Source organism: Psychrobacter sp. H7-1 (assembly GCF_904846585.1).
Classification (GTDB): domain Bacteria; phylum Pseudomonadota; class Gammaproteobacteria; order Pseudomonadales; family Moraxellaceae; genus Psychrobacter; species Psychrobacter raelei.
The window spans coordinates 1-20594 of the sequence record NZ_CAJHBH010000008.1 but is presented as its reverse complement, the minus strand read 5'-3'; the positions used below and the strand labels follow the sequence as shown (position 1 = coordinate 20594).

Genomic DNA, 20594 nt, shown 5'->3' with positions numbered 1-20594 from the left:
ATAAAAAAACCTTAAAGTTCAAATGAGTATAAAAAGCCAACAACTGATTATTGTTTTAATGACGGCCATCTTACCTAAGCTTGACAAAAATTGCTATATTTCATGGCCATGGGTTATGATGCGCCTAGCCTATTTGGCCACTTTTTATTACTAACGGAGTTCCTTGTTATGGGTAACCGATTAACCAAGATATATACCCGCACAGGTGATGATGGCACCACTGGCCTAGCCAATGGCAATCGCGTCAGCAAATCTGATCTTATATTTGTCGTTATGGGGGATGTGGATGAGCTAAATGCTCATGTGGGTATGATTAGCGCCCATCTTAATAACCTAACACGCTTGCCTAAGCCATTAGATAATCAGCCCACGCATGCCCAATTACAAAACAGCTTAAGCACTGTGCAGCATTTATTATTTAATGTCGGTGGCGAGCTGGCCATGCCTGAATATAAAGGCATATCCGATCAACACATCACTTGGCTTGAAGATCAGATTGATGCGCTCAATCAGCACTTGCCAGCGCTCAAGGACTTTATATTACCAGCAGGGTCTGTCTTGGTCAGCCAAATACACATCGCTCGTACCGTGTGTCGCCGTGCTGAGCGCCAAGCGGTACACCTAGTCAATCACAGCTCTGACGCTTTATCTAGCCCCTCTCTTAAGTTATTAAACCGCTTGTCTGATTGGTTATTTGTACTCTCAAGATATTGTGCCAAACTTGAGCAGTCCCAAGAAGTCTTATGGGACAAAAACATCTTAGATAAATTCAATGGCTAACAAAATAAAAATTAAGCATAAAACAGCCCTCAATTTGAGGGCTGTTTTATGCTAGGCAAATAATACCGGCAACGCTTCAATGCTCATCATGGATGGCGAGAAGCTGCGTCTTAGTAGGTGCCATCTTCTTCAATAATCACCATTTCTATGTTGTCATCTTTTGGCACAACCAATTTAGGTTTTTCAGCAGACTGAGCAGGTGCGGTAGTGGCTGCAGGTTTTTCGACACTGGGCTTAGTGTTGTCAGTAGACACAGAAGGCTCTGTTGGCTTGGTGGCAGCTTTTGGCTCAGCGCTACGGGCAGGCTGCGTTTCACGAGCAGGTGCTTTTTGCTTTTGCTCAGGCTCTGGACGCACACGAGGCTGGGCGGGCTGCTTAGGCTCAGCAGGTAAGGCTGGTGCCGGTCTTGGCTTATTGGTCTGCGGGGCGGCGCGATTGGCTTCTAATACCGCTTGGAATTGAGATTTTGCAATGATATCTGAAGCGGCGGTCAATATAGCAGGCTGACCGACTAAACGCGCTGTTACTTGCCCTCCTTGCATACCAACCACATAATTGAAGTTATTGCTCACCAACATATTGTTGTTTAAGGTAATGTTCTCTGATTGCAATAAGTCGGCTAAGTTACGGTCTTCTAAAGAGGCATAGACACGGGTAGCACGCGCTACATCTTGATTGGGTAAGGTTAAGCTTAAGCTTGCGTTACAGGTCACCATACCTTGAGCATTGGCTTCTTGCAAAATAGTAGGATTGGCAATATCCACCAACACAGAGCCCACAGCGGTATTGACATTGTTTAAGCTCAAGCTTTCGCCTGCACTTTCAGCATAAGCGCTAAATAGCTTTTGCGATTGACCGGTCAGCGTTGATTGCACCATATTAGTCAACTGAGCTAAGGCCACTTGATCATTACATGCCACGACAGGCGCTGGCGCCACTTCAACTTTAGCCTCTTCTGCTTTGTCAGCGGTAGACTCCTCTTTTTTACTACACCCTACTGCGGTTAGGCCACACAGTATCACAACACCAACTAAGCTGGCAGGACGAGAAACGCGATCAAAACTTAACTTCATTGTAACCTCTTAGATGACCCACATTAGCTTTTGCAAGGTAAGTCGTATATTTAATAATGTATTTATGCTCGTCAAACTACGAACTAAGGAGTCTTACTAATATAATACTTGCTCTTTACTTAACAAATCCATTTTTGAAAGTGTCCGTAAAAAGCTGCTACCAGACTGATACATAAGCCTTTTTTAAAAAAGACAAGCTGATAAGCCATGTCGCTTGGTATTATACGCCAAACATTTAGCATTTGTTAATTAGTATTACTGTAAGCGTATTGTAATGCCGGTGTGTGTCAATTTATATCTACAGTTTGTAAAATGATTGTCCTACCTTCAAGATATGTTCAAACTTTTATCCACTTTAGCCATTAATTTATGCGAGTGCTTATCTATGAGCCGTTCCTGCGTAACCTGCGCCCTTGATACTCATAACAGCCACCTGCTCGGACACCGAGGGGCACGGGGCGAATACTTTGAAAACACACAAGCTGGCTTTCAGCACACCCAGCGGTTACAGCAAAGCTTTCCAAATCACTTAGTCGGCATAGAGTTCGATGTACAGCTGACACTCGATGGCCACCTTGTGGTATTTCATGATGAATCTTTGCTTAGGCTATATGGTAGACAATCTCGTATAGATCAGTTGAGTACCGCTGAGATTAAGCGTTTAAATAAAAAAAATAGCGCGGCCAGTCAGCCGGCCATTGTCACTCTTGATGAGATGCCTAGATGGCTGAGCACTTATCAGCACATCGAGCTTGAGATCAAAACCCACAGCCGCACTAACTATCAAGCGCTGATCAAGGCTCTAAGACGATGCTTAGCGCACCCAGACTTTGACAGCTTGCCAATCACCTTAACAAGCTTTGACTTACGCCTTCATTATTATTTGCAAATTGATTCATTTTTAAGCCACCTACCCCGAGGGCTTTTGGTCGAGCCGCTATCTTGGTCATTATCTGAGCTACCGTCTGTTTTTTCGCCCAGTGGAACCCTAACTGAATCCTCATCTGCTGATCGTTTAAACACGCTACCGCTTAGCACTCATCAGATGCTGTATGACACCCCATCGCTTGCCGCACGCTTAGGCTGTAGCAGCCTCGGTCTTTATTATCCTTTGTTTAATGCCTCAGTTATCCAAAGGTGCCAATATTATGGATTGTCAACCACAGCTTGGACAGTAAATCAACCGCAGCAAGCGATAAACCTCATTGAGCTTGGGGTGAATTATGTCATTACCGATTATCCCACTTTATTCTTACAGCAATAACTGTCAATATCCTGGTGTATAAGGGGTAGTTGCTTTTGTTACCCTGCTATTAATTGAGTGTTTAATATAGGTAACTAACCCCTTATTTGCGCCTTATTTCTTCAAATTCTTAGTGTATAAGTGTTCACTTTATCGCTGATTTGAGGTATCCTACTGCTATCAAGTCAAAACTATGTATATGTAATGCAAGGAACGCCCCAAGAATGCCTACAAACAAAACAAGCCTTTTAAGTATTTTGCGCTCAAGTGCTCAGCTGTCCAAGCTAAGTGCCAGTCGTGCGGTATTTACCGGCAAAAAAATAGCCAATGCTTTGGCCCAAATCCCTTTGTCTGTGCTAAATAAAAACAAGCCAGTCAATGAGGGTCAGCGTTTGAGCTATCAGCCTGGGGTTACACTATCGGCAAAAGGTGCTGACGCTTACGCCCATCTTGAAACCAACGAGATAAACAGTGAATTGATGGCCAAAGAGCTTGAGTTTAAGCGCGCCCCCATTAACTGGATTCCTGCCGCTGTCTTAGTAGCCACGCCCATTGCCGCAGCTTTGATTACACCTTGGTATCTTGCTACCCATAAGGTCAGCGCCCCTGTTTGGCTCACTTTCGGTGCCGTGGCGGTTTGGACCGGGATGAGTATTACCGCAGGCTATCATCGTCTCATGTCGCATCGTGCTTACAAGGCGCATCCTGCTGTACGCAACTTTTTCTTATTGGGTGCCACATTAGCGGTGCAAGGCTCTGCTTTTGATTGGTGCTCGGGCCACCGTACTCATCACCGTCATGTTGATGACCCTATGGATGACCCTTACTCAGCCAAGCGTGGTTTTTGGTTCAGTCATATCGGTTGGATGTTAAGAAACTACCCAAGCGGTAATTTTGACTATAAAAACATCCCTGACTTAACCAAGGATAAGGTGCTGCAAATTCAGCATAAGTACTATGGTCTGTGGGTAGTGGCTACCAACGTGGGACTGATTGGTGCTATTGGCTGGCTTATTGGTGATGTCTGGGGCACTTTATTGCTTGCAGGTCTGGTGCGCTTGGTCATCAACCACCACTTTACTTTCTTTATTAACTCTTTATGCCATATGTATGGTACACGCCCTTATACAGACACCAATACTGCGCGTGATAACTTCATACTTGCCATTCCTACTTGGGGTGAGGGCTATCATAACTATCACCACTTCTTCCAATACGATTATCGTAATGGCGTCAAATGGTGGCAGTACGACCCCACGAAATGGTTAATCGCAGCATTGGCAAAATTAGGCTTAGCTTCTGAGCTTCGTACCGTTGATGATATGACTATTAAGCATGCAGAAGTACAAATGCAGTTTAAACGTGCTCAAAATAAGTTGGCTAAGATTACCAATGAGCAAGGACAAGTGTTAGACAATAACTTGCCAAGCAACTTACAGAAGTTTAGCGATAGAATCAACTTTGAGTACCAACAGTTTAATGAGACGGTCAAAGAATGGCAGGCCCTAAAAGCCAAAGCCATTCAAATGAAGAAGGCTGAATTCTCTGAGCGTCTGCATGAGGTAGATGAGGTGTTAAGAGACCAATACAAAATCTTGGAGCAGCGCATATTCGCTCACAACCGTAACTTAAAGCAGGCGTTTAAACAATTGAATTATAAGCCCAGTTAGCCTCGTTAACTAAGCTTAGCCTGGTAGAGCAGCTTGCTGTAGAAGTACTGCTCTACACCACCGACCCAATAAAAATAAAATACAATAAAAATAAAGCTCAATATTAAAACAATAATAATAACAAGCGTATGCTTTCTCCACCCCTTTGCCTCTGGTGAAGGGTTTTTTTTGCTTAAACTGTGCAACCAACCATAACAGTCAGACCACAATAAGCGGCTCTCAGGTTTGTTAAACTTCTGTTTGTTAGACTTCTATCAGACAACTTATCATCCATCTTTTTATCACCCATCTTTAAATTCTTAAAAAGTCGATACTTATGCAATACCATAATAGCTACGCCAAACTTGATCCTCGCTTGTACAACAAACAAATGCCCACAGCTTTGGATAACCCAAAAGCTGGACACTTTAACCCAATAGTTGCCGCTCAAATTGGTTGGGATCAATCTTCTGAGCTTATGGACAACTGGGTAGATATTTTATCAGGCAATAAGGTTCCTGAAGACTTCGAGCCACTGGCTATGGCTTATGCCGGCCATCAGTTTGGTCAATGGGCCGGTCAATTAGGTGATGGCCGCGGGCTATTAATGGCACAGGTCATTGACAAAAACTCAGAGCTGACCGATTTGCATCTTAAAGGTGCCGGCTTGACGCCCTACTCTCGCATGGGCGATGGTAGAGCCGTTTTGCGTAGCACCATAAGAGAGTATTTGTGTGGTCATGCCATGAGCGCATTGGGCGTTCGCTCTTCAAGCTCACTGGGCTTTGTTACCTCACAGACTCCCGTACGCCGCGAGACCGTAGAGACTGGCGCCGCTTTAATGCGCGTAGCCGATACCCACATTCGCTTAGGTCATGTCGAATGGATTGCAAGCTTTGCCCCAGACTTATTGCCAAGCTTTACTCAGTATATGATTGAGACTTACTATCCTGAGCTGACTACCTCCAAGACGCCCGTCGCGGACTTCATTGCTGCTGTAGTGGCCAATACCGCTACCATGATCGCTGACTGGCAGCTCGTTGGCTTCGCTCATGGTGTTATGAATACAGACAACCTATCTATTACCGGTACTACCTTAGATTATGGACCATTTGGTTTTCTAGAGCGCTTTGATCCTGCTTGGATTAACAACCACTCTGATTACTCTGGCCGTTATACCTATCAAAATCAGCCCGCCATCGGCCATTGGAACCTAAACGTGTGGATCATGCATTTTATGCAGCTGTCGGATAAGGTCTTATTCGGCACGTGTAAAGAGCGCTTAGACCGACAAACTTTGGCCACCGCCTTATCTGAGTATGAAACTCACTTTATGCGCCACTATCAACACGGTATTTGTCGTAAATTAGGACTGCCTTGGGAGGGGCTTGGTGATTTACAAAATAGTCAGCATCAGTATCAGCGTAGCACCGAAAGCATCAATACCACGTTAAAGCTGGCCTTTGAACTGCTTGAGATTATTGAGCACAATAAACTTGACTACACCAACAGTTTTCGCGCTCTTATGGCTGTGCTTGAGCCAGGTAGTCACTCCCATGAAGATCAGCTACTTGCCAATATATCTCAGGAGCTCAGTGCTGAGCAGCAAACATTGTGGCAAAATTGGCAACATAAATATCGCGCTCATATCAATGAGCAAATTGCGCTAAATGACCACCGTTTTTCGGCCACACAAGTGGTCGAGCAACTCGCCCAAGCCAACCCTGTCTATGTGCTGCGTAATGGCATGGCACAGCGCGCTATTGAACAGGCGCAGGCGGGCGACTTATCTGAGGTGGATCGCTTATTTAAGCTGCTAAGCACCCCTTATAACGTCAATGACATGGCGAAGCTAACAGACTATACACCGCCAGCCAGAGAAGATAAGCCGCTGGTAATTAGCTGCTCATCATAAATATTTTGGGCGCCATTAAATATTTTTCATGTAAAAAACACCTTCTATAGCTGCTTAAGCACCCTATATGAGATGTAAACCTGTATAATTGTGCTATTAGTGACTTAGCGAGCAAGCTGTGGCTTACTTAGCTTGGTTAGTAATACGATAATACTTATAAAATGAGTGCTGCCTCTTTGGTTAGTATAATAGCTAGAAAAATGCTAAAATATGAGGCGCACAATAACATTGAATCTCCGGTTACGGATTTCCTTTCTCAAGAGATAATTGGTCTTAAACATGAGCGATAATACTTCAAATTCTATTCCTTCAGATCCTAATTCCATTAATGCAATGAACAAAGAGCAGTTTGAACAATCCGCTTTGCATTATCATGAGCACCCAACACCTGGTAAGATCTCAGTTACCCCAACTAAGCAGATTGCTAACCAACATGACTTAGCCTTGGCCTACTCTCCAGGGGTAGCTGTTCCTTGCTTAGAAATTCAACGAGATCCAAAGCTTGCGGCAAAATATACCGCACGCAATAATCTAGTTGGTGTTATTACCAATGGTACGGCCGTACTGGGTCTAGGTAACATCGGTCCTTTGGCATCAAAACCGGTTATGGAAGGTAAGGGCGTATTATTTAAACGCTTTGCAGGTATCGATGTATTTGATATCGAAATTGATCAAAATGACCCTGACAAATTCATTGAAGCTGTGGCCTCTTTAGAGCCTACCTTTGGTGGTATCAACCTTGAGGACATCAAGGCGCCTGAATGTTTCAAAATTGAGCGCGAACTACGTAAGCGCATGAACATTCCTGTATTCCATGATGACCAACATGGTACGTCAATCATTGTGGGCGCCGCTTTAATTAACGCTTTAAAACTGATCGACAAAAAAATTGAAGATATCAAAGTGGTGTGTTCTGGTGCCGGTGCAGCCGCCATCTCATGCTTAGACTTAATTTGTGCGTTAGGCGTTCAACGCTCTAACATCTTTGTATCAGACTCACGCGGTATCATCTCTACCAAACGTGACAACTTAGATGAAAGCAAGCAGCGCTTTGCTCGTGACACAGAAGCCACAAGCCTTAATGATGTGATGGACGATGTGGATATGTTCCTAGGCTTATCTATGCCAGGTATCTTAACCCCTGACATGATTAAGCGTATGGCTCGTGACCCTATTATCTTTGCACTGGCTAACCCTACTCCTGAAATTATGCCTGAGGTTGCGCATGCTGTTCGTGATGACGTTATCATGGCAACCGGTCGCTCAGACTATCCTAACCAAGTAAACAATGCCTTGTGCTTCCCTTATATCTTCCGTGGTGCACTAGATGTGGGCGCAACCACAGTAAACGAAGAAATGAAGATTGCTTGTGTGCACGCTATTGCAGCCATGGCTCATGTAGAAGCCACGCCACTGCAAGGCCAAAAATATGTGGATAGCTCTAAGATCTTTGGCCGCGAGTATCTGATTCCTGGCCCACTTGAGCCAAACTTAATCGTTGAGATTGCCTCTGCGGTAGCAAAAGCGGCCATGGATTCGGGCGTAGCCACACTACCGATTGATGACTTTAGTGCTTATCGTCAAAAACTTTCAGCCTTTGTGTATAACTCAGCCTTTGTAATGAAGCCTTTGTTTGCGCGTGCCAAAGAAGATCCAAAACGTATTGTCTTCTGTGAAGGTGAAGATCCTGACGTACTGCGTGCAGTTCAGGTAGTGGTTGATGAAGGCTTAGCTCAGCCAATCTTAGTGGGTCGCCCTGCAATTATTCAATCACAAATCAATGCCTTGAGCCTGCGTCTAAAAGCAGGTGAAAACATTGAAATTGTAAACCAAGATGATGATCCACGCTATAAAGACTACTGGCAGACTTATTACGAGCAAAATAAACGCAAGGGCGTCAGTATTGAACTTGCTCGCCGTGATGTGCGCCGTAAGACCACTCTAATCGGCTCTTTGTTGGTCGAAAAAGGTGATGCTGATGGTATGATCTGTGGTACTTTCAGTCACTACAACTTGCACTTAAACTACGTAGAAAGAGTCATTGGCAAGCTTGAGGGTGTTAAAAACTTCTACTCAATGAATGCCGTATTGATGCAAAACCGCAACTTGTTTATTGCCGATACCTATATTCATGAAGACCCAACCGCTGAGCAGTTGGCAGAAATGACAGTACTGGCTGTAGATCAAATGCGCCGCTTTGGCATTACTCCACGTGTTGCTCTGCTTTCACACTCAAACTTCGGTACCTCTAACCGTGATAGCGCCATTAAAATGCGCAAAGTGTATGAGCTGCTAAATGAAATGAATGTGGACTTTGAGTTTGATGGCGAAATGCATGGTGATTCAGCACTAGATGACCGTATCCGTAATCAAGACTTCCCACACAGTGTGTTAAAAGGCCCAGCTAACTTGTTGATTATGCCAACCCTTGATGCCGCTAACATTGCCTTTAATTTGTTAAAGACAGCTACAGGTAGTGCCACCATTGGTCCAATCCTATTAGGTGCCAGCAAGCCTGTACATATCTTAACGCCTTCTGCTACTGCTCGTCGTATTGTCAACATGACTGCCCTAGCGGTTACAGAAGCTCAAGATATCGAAGCCAATGCAAAAAACTAATCTTAGCTTATAAGCCTTAAGCCAATAAAAAAGCCAGCAATCGCTGGCTTTTTTATTGATAAACCTAGATTAAAAAATTGAGCCGTATTTTAGCAGTATGCCCAGCGTAATAACCACGAGCCCAAACAGTAGCCAATGCAATAATCCTGAGTCCATAATGCTGACCACATCATTTTTAGGATCTCTGATGATGTTATAAACTTCTTGATACTGTGGGTCATTAACGGTATTGGCTTCAAGTTTTTGCATCACACAAATAAAATGCTCAACGAACCAAGGCGACCAGGTTAACGGCTTGAAGGGTAAAAACTGATTTAACTCAGGAGTATGTGCTTGCATCGAATCAGCCGTCCATGCTGTTTTATCAAAGCTTAAACTGCTCATCTGCCACTTGTGGAAGCTGTATTTATTAATGTGCTTTAACAAAATAACTTGCATCTTTTTATGACGCTTGTCGACAAATATTCGAGCCATAAGTGGTACAAGTACCTTTTTTTGACCCTCTAAACACTGTAAAAAATGACGATGATCATTACAGAGCACCCCTTTAATAGAGTTTTTAAGATTATAATCTTCAGCATGTACTCTGATGTGTTCGAACAACTGCGGGTCTGAGCTGCTTTCCTTACTAATTATGCTCACATAAACCAGCCTAATAAGCTCACCATCTTTAACATTTTCAAGGGCTTTATCTAGCTGGTTAGCATTTGAGATCATCATTTACATCAACTCCACTATCGCTTAAGTATCATCTATAGGATGAATAGCATCCCAAATAATGCGTTATACTCCTTATAGATTTTAATCACTTAGTCTCTTGGAGCCTTGAGAATAAAGCGGTTGATTATATCAAAAACATTATTGATACTGATACTTTAATTTATACGCTCTTAATAATAAAATTAAAACATAAGGATGACTATGCAAGTTTATATTGTGGGTGGTGCAGTCAGAGACGAGCTACTCAACAGACCCTATACCGATAAAGACTTTGTTGTCGTTGGCGCCACACCCGAGCAAATGATTGAAGCCGGCTTTATCCAGGTAGGCGCAGATTTTCCGGTATTTTTGCACCCTAAAACCAAAGAAGAGTATGCCTTAGCACGTACTGAGCGTAAATCTGGCAAAGGGTATAAAGGCTTTGAGGTTTATGCCTCACCCGAGGTGACTATTGAAGAGGATTTACTGCGCCGTGATCTGACCATTAATGCCATGGCCATAGAAGTCAAAAGCCTGATGGACGACACCATTCTCACAGGTGAAGTCATTGATCCTTATGGTGGCCGTGAGGACATTAAAACTAAAACACTAAGGCACGTGTCTGAAGCTTTTAGTGAAGACCCTCTGCGGGTATTAAGGATAGCTAGGTTTTATGGACGATTTTATGATCCAAAAGCTGAGCATAACTTTGAGGTGGCCGCTGATACATTAAAGCTAATCGAGCATATCAATCAAGCCGATGAGCTACAGCACTTAACCGCAGAGCGTGTCTGGCAAGAGACCAGTCGTGCATTGATGCAAGACACACCACACGCTTATTTTGACTGTTTGCTAACCGTAGGCGCCCTACCCCATATTTTTCCCAGTATTGCCAATGCGTTAGGCGATGACAAGATAAAAGCATTGGTGTTTCAAGCCCTACAATTAGCAGGCCAACTGAACTTAAGCTTGCAGCAGCGCTGGGCGATAATCATGTTAAGCTTGGCACAAGAGGTGATAGATGTGCTTAATCCACGCCATCACTCAAATCATCATCCGCATCAAATCGATGAGGCCTTATTCAGCGCCTGGGCAAGCAAGCTTAAACAGGTGAGCCATAACTTGAAGGTACCAAAAAAAACCACTCAGTTTGCTGCATCTTATGCCAATTGCTCAGGGTATTTAGCAGCCTATCCATACCTAGGGCAACACAGCGACTCTGATGCCAATTCGTTGGCGAAGCTCATCGTGCTCACTAAAGCGGATAAAGACCCCTCTGAGCTCCATGAGCTAATACAATTACACAAGGTTATTGAAATGGCGTGGCAGCAGCTTGAGATGACTGATTTTATTAAGGCTTATACTCAGATCAGCATGGCGGATATCGACCCAGATTTACAAGGCAGCGCTATTGGTACGGCATTGAGTGCCGCTCGAATAAATGCTATTGCTCAGATTTTATAAAAAAATCACCCAAAATTAGCGTCTTACCCTTGCAAATTTATAATTTTCAGGTAATATAATGCGTCTAATAAAGCTGATTAAACGGCTTGTTATTAGGGCTCATAGCTCAGTTGGTTAGAGCAGAGGACTCATAATCCTTTGGTCGTAGGTTCAAGTCCTACTGGGCCCACCAAATTCAAACCCTTACAGTCATTGACTTGTAAGGGTTTTTTATTGTCTAAAATTCATGGGAACGCATTTATGTAATTAATTTTTTGATACTATCTTGATACTTTGACCTTTGTAGTAATTAAAGTATGATAACTACTAACACTATGGTTATGTACTGCTGCATGGGTGATATATGAAAGTTAAACTTACCAAAAAACTTATCGATTCAGTAGACTATACCGCTAAAGGTACTGAAATCTATATGGACGATGTACTAACTGGTTTTGCGCTACGGGTGGGCAAGCAGTCAAAGCGCTATACACTGCATAAGCGCATCAATGGAAAGCTGTATAGAGACGAAGTAGAAGAAACGCATTTAATTACACTAACCGAAGCACGTGAAAAAGCCAGCATAATGATGGCAAATATAAAAAAAGGTATGCATGTTTACGATGGTCTTCATGAGAACTTGGAAGACCTGAAAGATAAGACCAATAATGTACCAACACTTAAAGAGGCTTATAAGTACTTTAAATCAACAAAGACTGGGTTAGCTAAAGGCACTATTACCACTTATGATCGTCAAATATTACATAAGCTAAAAGACTGGTTAAATATTTCTCTAAATGATATTACTAAGTCAATGATAAGTGATAAGCATAAAGAGATAAGTAAGCATAGTGAAGCTCAGGCTAACGCAACTATGAGAGCTCTAAGATCAGTTTGGAATTATTGTCGTGATAGCTTTTTAGATGATGACGAAGATTTTTTAATCAAAGAGCAACCAGTACGCATACTCAACGCCAAGAAAGATTGGAATAAAGTTAAGCCACGTACCAAACATATTGAAGAAGAGTATTTAGGTATATACCTCAAAATACTTTTAAATTATGTTGACAGAAGCTCACACATGCAAGCGCCTCACAGCAATAATGCACGAGATATCATGCTACTTTTTATGTTCACTGGTGTGCGTTTGAATGAAGCGCAGTCCTTAAAGTGGTCTGACATCGACCTCAAGGCTGGCAGGATAGTATTCAAAGACACGAAAAACGGTTCTGATTATCATATGCCTACTAGTAATATCCTACAGGCTCTACTTAAGGAGAGGTGGAGGCTGAGTTCAGGCAAGCAATGGGTATTTCCAAGTGATTTGCAAGCCAGCGATGACCATATAAAGGATTTAAGTGGTAGTTATAAAGCCATAGGTAATCAAGCAAACTTGTATATTACGCCACATGATTTGCGCCGTACTTTCGGAACGGTAGCTAATAGCTTAAATATTAGCTATCCAGTCCTTAAACGCTTGCTCAATCATCGTGAAGCTAAATCAAGCGATGATGTTACCCTACAGTATGTTCAAGTGTCACAGCGGCAACTAAGAGACGCTTTAAATTCAATAGAGTCTTTCTATTGTCAGCATGTTGGCATGACACAAAACGAAATAATCATTAAATATTACTAACCTAATAAAATTCCAAGAAGAGTTCTTTAAAATGTCGTCAACTGATTTAGTAAGAACGAGCCGTGATGGCGACCAGTTTCATTATTTATGGGCATCTAGAAGAGCTTTATTACTGCTACAGTCCGATTCCAAGTTAAAGCTAATAACGATAGAAGGAGTTTCTTCTGTTGAGCTAGGTGACCAGCATGTTTCTGATGGAGAATATGTGGTTGACATCGCTGAATATTATGGCGGAGAAAGTTTTGAGACAGCTGATAGCATAAATTATTATCAGCTAAAACATACGACGAAGAGTAAAGAAACTCCTTTTGACCCAAGTAAAATAAGAAATACGATAGAAGGTTTTAGCGACCGCTACAAAGCTCTTATCGGAGTTATTGGCAAGGGTTCAGCTCAAGCTAAGCTCAAGTTTATATTCGTATCGAACAGATCTATCAACGAAGGCTTTCATGAGAGTATCAAGCAAGTAGCTCTAGGGGGCTCTACTAATCTGACCAATCAAAGAAAGCTTGAGCTATATACAGGTTTAAACGGTAATGAGCTCTCTGATTTCTGTAAATTACTGACTTTTGATATTACTACTGACGACTACTGGGAACAACGTAATATTCTTGCCTCAGAAACCACAACTTATCTCGCTGGTTCTGACGTACACTCCCCTATTAGTTTAAAAGAGCTAATCACGAGAAAGGCATTAAGCGAAAGTCAAAATAGCAACTCTATTAATAAAATCGATGTTTTAAGAACGCTTAATACGAATGAAGACGCTCTATTTCCAGTGAAAAATCTAATTAAGACACTTGAGAACCCTATTCAACGTGAGCAAGAGCAACAACTTACTAGCCAGATTATTGATGATAATTTCAATGTTTTTATAATTCAAGCAGAAGGTGGTGTTGGCAAAACTATCTTTGCTTCTCACATTCATCAATACCTACCTGAAGATTCAATCTCTATTGTTTACGATTGTTTTGGGGATGGGGATTATAGAAACACCTCAACTTTAAGGCATACTCACAGGACAGCTCTGGTTCAAATAGCTAATGAACTAGCAGCAAAAGGGTTATCCCATCCTTTAATTCCAAGCTCCTCAGCTACAGATTTCGATTATATTAAAGCATTTTTATCAAGAATTGAGCAAGCCGCAAAGCAGCTTAACTACATTAACTCTAACGCAATCCTTTCGATTGTGATTGATGCCGCTGATAACGCTCAAATGGCAGCTGAAGAATTTGGAGAAGTTAGATCTTTTATTAAAGACTTAATCAAAGAATCTTTTCCTGACAATGTCAAATTAATTAGTTTCTGTAGACCCTACAGATTGACGTTACTTGATGCACCTTCAGCAGTTAAGACCCTTAATTTAAACCCCTTTACTCTTGAAGAAACTAAGCATAATTTGGAAAAATACTATGATCAAATATCGCCTGCAGATGTGTCAGAATTTCACAGACTAACATCTCAAAATCCACGTATCCAATATATGGCACTGGCAAAAGAGCGCAGCTTACCAGAAACCCTACGCTTCTTCGGTACAAACCCTAAAAGCATTGAAGACACTATAAGTGATTTATTAGAAGCAGCCATCGATAAGATTAAAGAAGATAACTTTATTGAGAGCGCCAAAATAGACAAGCTGTGTGAGTCTATTGCGATTCTTAGACCTCTACTACCTATCGAGGTACTCGCGAAAATATCACAGGTTCCTGAAGAGCAAATCAGAAGCTTTATCGCAGATATTGGTGGACATCCCATTCGGTTACTAGATGATTATATCCAATTTATTGATGAACCAACAGAAACTTGGTTTAGAGACAAGTATCGTCCTAAAGACAGTCAACAACTTGGAGCTTATATCACTACGCTCAAACCTTTAGTTAGCGACTCACATTATGTGGCCTCAGTTTTACCACAGCTAATGCTAGAGGCTGAAGAATATGAAGATCTTTTCGATGCTGTCTTAAGCTCTAAACTTCTACCTGAAACCTCCTCACTAGAAAGAAGACACATTGAAGTACAACGGCTTCAATTTGCAATCAAAGCAGGTATTAAGCTTAATAGGTTAGTTGATGTTGCTAAGTTAGCATTAATGGCTGGTGGTGAAAGTGCTGCTCAAACTCGGCAAAATGCTTTAATAGCAGACAATTTAGACTTAGCTTCAGTTTTTTTTGATGATAATAAGTTACAAGAGTTAATCGCTAATGATATTTTTACTTTAGAAAATAAATGGCTAGGTGCAAAATTTGCCTATGAAGCGCAACTGCTTTCATATAAAGAAAATTTAATGAGTGAAGCAAGAAGTAAACTTCGAGTAGCTGAAGACTGGCTTCATAGCTTGTTCAAGCAACCTGAAGATGAAAGATATCATACGGGAGTTGATGACAAAGATATTGTGCGGCTATTTATTGCTCATTTCAACATACATGGTGCTGAACAGAGCTTAATTTGGCTGGATAAGTGGAAACCAAAGTCAGTAACCTATATGGTAGCAACTCAAGTAGCTCAGGAATTTCTACTCTATAACAAGTTGGTAGATTTAAAGTCCATGCTACAACATGCCAGCAATAACATTTATTTCACATTGGGTACAGTGAACGAAACCGTTAAACATAACTATGATATTCCCGCTCAATATTTATCAAGATCTTTCAAAATTATAAGTCGTAAAGGCGTTTTAATTAAATTGCAAGATGGAACTCGACCTGTAAGTTTGCATACTATGACGAACTACCTGCTAGCATGTTATAGATCTGAAGTCTGTAATGGCATAACTGCTTCAGATATATTATCCCGTTATATGCCAATCAGATTGCCTTATGAGCTTAAAGATACTCGTGGTCACTATGAAAAATCAATATATATGCTTGCTTATGCATTATTAGCTAAGTGGCAAGCTAGCGAATTAACAATAGAAGACATTATTGACGCAGACAGTAAAGCAAAAATCGAAAAATCTAACAGTTCATTTGAACTGAATGAAATTACCAATAATATTGAAAAATTAATTCCTTGGTATAACTTATTAGCTGATAGTCTGTTATCTACGTCAACAATTTTAGGTATTGAAGAGTCAATTAGTATTGTTTTAAATGACTCCTATCTCCCTAAAGCAGATGAATATCGCTTTAATCGTAGTATGGCAGAAGACATTGCATGGGCATGGTTTAAAATTATCATTACTAATAGTCAAAACCTAAAACAGTTAGTACAGGAGTTATTTGATTATCTAAGTATTAGGGAAATTACATTACTTCCAAGAACCCTAAATGAGTTTACAAAAATATGCTGTCAACGTTCTGAACTTAAAGACTTTGCTTACGATTTGAGTCAACAAAACTTTGAGAGAGCAATTAAAGCTCAAGTAAATGCAAATGAGATACTGGACGATATCGTAGAAGTTGCGAGAGCAATATTACCATTAGATACCAAGCAGGCTGAGTCATATTTCAATAAAGCTATAGAAGTCAGCAGTAAAATTGGCGATGAAAATTTTTCTCGATGGGAGGCTTTAATTTATCATGCTTCTAATACCAATGGGTTAACACATAGTGAACAACCTGAACTAGCCTACAGATTCGCTAGATGTTCCGAGCTCACATATAAATATATATACGAAGACCATTTTAACTGGGATGCAACCGTTAAAGCACTCGTCGATATCCATCCAAATTCAGCTTTAGCTATTGCAAGTAGATGGCGTGATAGACGTTTTGGAGAAGATGAATTAGTAATCAATGCAATAGGAGAAAAGCTGTTAGAGCATAAACTCATTTCACCATTAGCACTTCTTTCCTTGCTTTGCCTAGAAACAGGTTCTTATTTAAAAGACATATTAAATAGTATTCCATTTAATAGTTTAGATAATGAAATTCAAAAGGCTGTGATTCTTATAGTCTATCAATATCAAGTTATACCTAATCCATCTGAAAACAATAGAACTATACTTAAAAAGCTATACGATCATTACTCACTACAAATAGATGAAATACAAAGGTTTTTCGATACCTATGAGCCTGATGAACTGAAATCAAAAGACTCCAGCTATGATTGTAGCTCTACAGTCGAGAGTATAGATTGGGAAAACGTTTTTATCAATGATCAACTAGATAGCCAATACGACTATCAATCAGCTCAAGATAGATACCTAAATATTAAAGAATATAGTTCATTAGATGATAGATACTATAGCGAGCTTCATAATAGGCTGTCGAATGCCTACGTTTACGATTATATAGAGTCGACTTTAAATGATCCTAAAATAGAAGTATATAGATTAAACTTTATTTTGAAAACAATACCTGACAAATGGAAACGACGTGAAGCCGTAAGAGAATGTTTTAGCGAACAATTCAAAGTATATTGTCGCAGGCATGCATTAGAACTATTCATTAGTCTTCGCTATGGTGACTTAAAGTTAATTACTGTAATGAGTTCAATCTCTAATCTCCCAGAGAGTGAGTTACTTGGACAGGTATTATTAGGGCGTTCAGAAAGTTCGGAACTTTTAGATAGTGATCAACTATTTAACATGGTAAGCATGATTAGTAAAATTATCGATCCTGAAGACTCAAAAGACGTATTAGAATATGGTTTAACCTTGTTAGAACAAGATTTATCTGATGATATATCTGACGGTGAGTGGCTTGCTCATTTGATACCTCCAGATACTATTGAGGAAGCCTATGCAGGTTATCTTGTTTCAGGGTTAGCATCACCCTTTCTTTATACACGTTGGCTTAATGCTCATGCTGTCAAAGCACTGGGAGAGCTCCAACAAAAACCCGTATTAGATGCTTTAGTAAACCAAATACACACTCAAGCTAATAAAGCTTTTATAGACAACCGTTTTATTTACTACAGTTATACTGCCCTTCAATGGTTGCTCATAGCTTTTTTAAAGGTTTCCAACGAACATGCCAGCGCAATAGCACATTATATTGACTTCTTTAAGTCTAATATCAATCCAGATAAACCTCACATTTTAATCCGTTTGTATTCTACAAAAATCCTTCTAAACCTAAATGAACAAGGCCTTCTTAGTCTAACGTCCACTGAATTAGAGACCTATAAGTCGATTGGCACCTCAAATTTTGAGGTTATAAAAAAAGAAGATGTTAATTTAGATGAATATCAGAATATTGATAAGTCTGAAGTAGATTCATTTGGTATTGATTTTGGACCTCATTGGATTGAGCCTCTTGGCAAATATTTTGGTTTACATGCTAAATATGCCTATTATGAAGTATCTCTTGTCAAAGACAGCTTGTTTAATAATCCGAATAAATTAACAGATAATAGACACTCATCTTCAATATATGAATGGCAAGCAACAAATCATAGCCATGGCTCAGCACCAGAAGTAGAAGATTTAGAGTTTTATAGAAACTATCATTCACTGATGATTGCGACAGATGTATTGTTAAATAAAAGGCCCTTAGTTCAACAAGACTGGTATACATTTTCTTATTGGCTATCGCAGTATGATTTTACATTGCTGAATGGCGCTTGGCTATCGAACTATAGAGATCCTACACCTAAACGAACGAACGAGTGGCATATTGGTATCGAGCAGAATAGTCCAAGTTGGGAGTACAGCGTGTCATCAAGCGACTTTGATGAACATTTTAATTTTGATAATGATTGGCTACCTATATGGGGTAGTTGGACAGAAGTATTTGATAGAAAAGTGAAAAGTTTTAACATGCGTTCAAGCTTAGTAGCTCCTAAGACATCTCTTGCTTTATTACGTTCGTTGCAGTCTTACACAGACCCTAGCGATTATTGTTTACCAAAACAAGGCGACGATTTTAATATAGATAACGGTGTGTTTAATTTAACATCATTTATATCAGAATCTGAATGGTTCGATAATACCATTTTCGAGAAAGACCCTTGGTCAGCATCTATTGAGTATAGAAGTCTAAAGCCTACTGACGGTGTTATTGAACTTATGAGCCTAAGCTGTGATTCACTTGGTAAGATTTGGTTTGATAAAAATGGTAGTGAAGCTATTAGAACGTCTTGTTGGGGGCGTTTGCGCTCTCGTAATGAAGAGTATTCCCATGGTACTAAAATGCTCGTTTCTAAGCATTTTCTTATCAGTATTCTTAGAGCTTTAGATATGAACTTAATAGTATCATTTTCAGGTGAACATCGACTTCATTCAAGATATGGAAAGGACGATGATTATTACAAGAAGTTTGGGTATATTCCTAATAGTAAAAAAGCATATTTAATCACTAAGGACGGCGAATTATATGGATATTAACTCACTGAAACAGTTAGGCAAGACCCTTATAGAAGAATATGGACTTGAAATCTCTACCAGTACTTTAGAAAGATGGATGCTTCACTATTTAGCTGAACTTTTTGATAAAGAAAGAGAATGCGATAATGCCGACGAGGCAAAAACTATTCAACTTGAGATTAAAGAAATAATTTTAGAGTTTTGGCGATTAAGATATCACTTAGCAGATGAAGATAGTTTATTTAAGAAAAACAAGGCTCTTATTGATACGTTAAAAAAGATAAGTCCCCAGTCCGTTATACCTATTAGCTCGTTTTTTAATCCCTATGATAGTAAAGACACACTTGAAGTTAGCGAAGCGGGATGGCAAGAAAGACTGTTAGCTATCGAAAAATCATCAAAAGTAGTCATGTCACACTGTGTCTTAAGATACCTTAACGAAATTGCTGATAAAAACAGTGATATTGTAAAACTCATTGAGTCTATTGAAGCTTTTAACTCTCCAGAATCCTATTTAAGTAGGTTTTATAGTGATGAGACAGCAGAGACAGATAAAATTGAAAATATAGAAGAGCGCATTCAAAACTTAACTGTCTTTATAGATACAGCAGAATCTGTACTCGAAGAATATAAGGCTAAACTGAACGACTTACTAGATAAGTCTAAAGGCTCAAATAATGGCTCTTAGCCTACCTTATTTGATTAATACATTCTTCATGGCATGTTAAATAAATTTAATAGCAATGATATTTAAGGATAGATATGAAACTGCCGAAGGGTACAATTCGTGGTAAGGAGCTTAATACCTTCTTTAAGGATTCAATAGAATATCATCGTAGGACATTCTACGAAATCCTATCACAGTACGATTCTGATACACTTTTTCATAACTGGCGTATACTTATCCGTTCAATCGATGAGATGATAAACATCCCATTAGAGCTAGGGAGTGAAAAGTATAAAAATGCTTACTTAAACGTAGCTTTTGACTTTTCTAATTTAAATAACTTCCCTCTCCTCTATAAAGCACTTAACACATTGCAGGAAAATTTTAATTTAGATATTGCAGATCGTTTCAAAACTCTTGCGATTATTTCCTTTAGTATAGATGCTGCATATCAAAGCCATAACCTATTTAAAGCGATGGGTTCAGATGAACGTCTGGAAATACCCCCATATTTAAAACACTAAATAAGTAGAACTAAGCTGCCATATTAAATTTCTGAATCGGCGTAAAGCCACCATTAGCCATATTGGGTCTTTCGTTATTATAGTGATTGATCCAAGCTT

At 40.2% G+C, this 20594-nt stretch carries 12 protein-coding genes and 1 tRNA gene; 11 read left to right on the top strand and 2 right to left on the bottom strand.

Annotation, left to right across the window (positions count from 1 at the left end):
* The first annotated feature begins 168 nt into the window (after positions 1-168).
* Positions 169-780, top strand: a complete 612-nt coding sequence (locus tag JMX92_RS04335; RefSeq protein ID WP_155587671.1) for a cob(I)yrinic acid a,c-diamide adenosyltransferase — start codon at positions 169-171, stop codon at positions 778-780.
* Positions 781-890: 110 nt separating this feature from the next.
* Here JMX92_RS04335 and JMX92_RS04330 read toward each other — a convergent pair whose 3' ends face one another.
* Entirely contained in the window at positions 891-1853 is a 963-nt protein-coding gene (locus JMX92_RS04330) for a hypothetical protein (protein ID WP_011960517.1), read from the bottom strand.
* A 385-nt stretch (positions 1854-2238) separates the two neighbouring features.
* Between JMX92_RS04330 and JMX92_RS04325 the strand changes: the two genes are divergently transcribed.
* From JMX92_RS04325 to JMX92_RS04310, 4 genes are all read left to right on the top strand, one after another.
* A complete protein-coding gene (locus tag JMX92_RS04325; RefSeq protein ID WP_201544119.1) occupies positions 2239-3117 on the top strand; it encodes a glycerophosphodiester phosphodiesterase in 879 nt (292 codons plus the stop codon).
* 458 nt (positions 3118-3575) lie between these two features.
* Positions 3576-4766, top strand: coding sequence for an acyl-CoA desaturase (locus JMX92_RS04320; RefSeq protein ID WP_011960519.1), 1191 nt, complete (start codon positions 3576-3578; stop codon positions 4764-4766).
* A 316-nt stretch (positions 4767-5082) separates the two neighbouring features.
* Complete coding sequence (locus JMX92_RS04315; RefSeq protein ID WP_201544117.1) at positions 5083-6660, top strand: protein adenylyltransferase SelO; 1578 nt, start codon at positions 5083-5085, stop codon at positions 6658-6660.
* Between the two features lie 279 nt (positions 6661-6939).
* Complete coding sequence (locus tag JMX92_RS04310; protein WP_011960521.1) at positions 6940-9279, top strand: NADP-dependent malic enzyme; 2340 nt, start codon at positions 6940-6942, stop codon at positions 9277-9279.
* Between the two features lie 69 nt (positions 9280-9348).
* Here JMX92_RS04310 and JMX92_RS04305 read toward each other — a convergent pair whose 3' ends face one another.
* Positions 9349-9999 carry a BLUF domain-containing protein gene (locus JMX92_RS04305; RefSeq protein ID WP_155587668.1) on the bottom strand — a complete coding sequence of 217 codons (651 nt, stop codon included), beginning with the start codon at positions 9997-9999 and terminating at the stop codon, positions 9349-9351.
* Positions 10000-10200: 201 nt separating this feature from the next.
* On the opposite strand from JMX92_RS04305, the gene JMX92_RS04300 reads away from it, so the two are divergent.
* The 6 genes from JMX92_RS04300 (at position 10201) to JMX92_RS04275 (ending at position 20495) form a co-directional block, all read left to right on the top strand.
* Positions 10201-11442, top strand: a complete 1242-nt coding sequence (locus JMX92_RS04300; protein WP_201544115.1) for a tRNA cytidylyltransferase — start codon at positions 10201-10203, stop codon at positions 11440-11442.
* Between the two features lie 95 nt (positions 11443-11537).
* Positions 11538-11614 (top strand) — tRNA-Ile (locus JMX92_RS04295).
* 171 nt (positions 11615-11785) lie between these two features.
* Positions 11786-13057, top strand: coding sequence for a tyrosine-type recombinase/integrase (locus JMX92_RS04290; protein WP_201544113.1), 1272 nt, complete (start codon positions 11786-11788; stop codon positions 13055-13057).
* Between the two features lie 31 nt (positions 13058-13088).
* Positions 13089-19325: a hypothetical protein gene (locus JMX92_RS04285; RefSeq protein WP_201544112.1), complete on the top strand. Its 6237-nt coding sequence runs from the start codon at positions 13089-13091 to the stop codon at positions 19323-19325.
* Entirely contained in the window at positions 19315-19992 is a 678-nt protein-coding gene (locus JMX92_RS04280) for a hypothetical protein (RefSeq protein WP_201544111.1), read from the top strand. The genes JMX92_RS04285 and JMX92_RS04280 overlap by 11 nt, the downstream gene beginning before the upstream one ends.
* Before the next feature lie 74 nt (positions 19993-20066).
* Positions 20067-20495 carry a hypothetical protein gene (locus JMX92_RS04275; protein ID WP_201544110.1) on the top strand — a complete coding sequence of 143 codons (429 nt, stop codon included), beginning with the start codon at positions 20067-20069 and terminating at the stop codon, positions 20493-20495.
* The last annotated feature ends 99 nt before the right edge of the window (positions 20496-20594 follow it).

Excerpts from the sequence above, each read along its gene's own strand:
- JMX92_RS04335 (WP_155587671.1), top strand. The coding sequence starts at position 169 with ATGGGTAACCGATTAACCAAGATATATACCCGCACAGGTGATGATGGC.
- JMX92_RS04330 (WP_011960517.1), bottom strand. The coding sequence starts at position 1,853 with ATGAAGTTAAGTTTTGATCGCGTTTCTCGTCCTGCCAGCTTAGTTGGT.
- JMX92_RS04325 (WP_201544119.1), top strand. The coding sequence starts at position 2,239 with ATGAGCCGTTCCTGCGTAACCTGCGCCCTTGATACTCATAACAGCCAC.
- JMX92_RS04320 (WP_011960519.1), top strand. The coding sequence starts at position 3,576 with ATGGCCAAAGAGCTTGAGTTTAAGCGCGCCCCCATTAACTGGATTCCT.
- JMX92_RS04315 (WP_201544117.1), top strand. The coding sequence starts at position 5,083 with ATGCAATACCATAATAGCTACGCCAAACTTGATCCTCGCTTGTACAAC.
- JMX92_RS04310 (WP_011960521.1), top strand. The coding sequence starts at position 6,940 with ATGAGCGATAATACTTCAAATTCTATTCCTTCAGATCCTAATTCCATT.
- JMX92_RS04305 (WP_155587668.1), bottom strand. The coding sequence starts at position 9,999 with ATGATGATCTCAAATGCTAACCAGCTAGATAAAGCCCTTGAAAATGTT.
- JMX92_RS04300 (WP_201544115.1), top strand. The coding sequence starts at position 10,201 with ATGCAAGTTTATATTGTGGGTGGTGCAGTCAGAGACGAGCTACTCAAC.
- JMX92_RS04290 (WP_201544113.1), top strand. The coding sequence starts at position 11,786 with ATGAAAGTTAAACTTACCAAAAAACTTATCGATTCAGTAGACTATACC.
- JMX92_RS04285 (WP_201544112.1), top strand. The coding sequence starts at position 13,089 with ATGTCGTCAACTGATTTAGTAAGAACGAGCCGTGATGGCGACCAGTTT.
- JMX92_RS04280 (WP_201544111.1), top strand. The coding sequence starts at position 19,315 with ATGGATATTAACTCACTGAAACAGTTAGGCAAGACCCTTATAGAAGAA.
- JMX92_RS04275 (WP_201544110.1), top strand. The coding sequence starts at position 20,067 with ATGAAACTGCCGAAGGGTACAATTCGTGGTAAGGAGCTTAATACCTTC.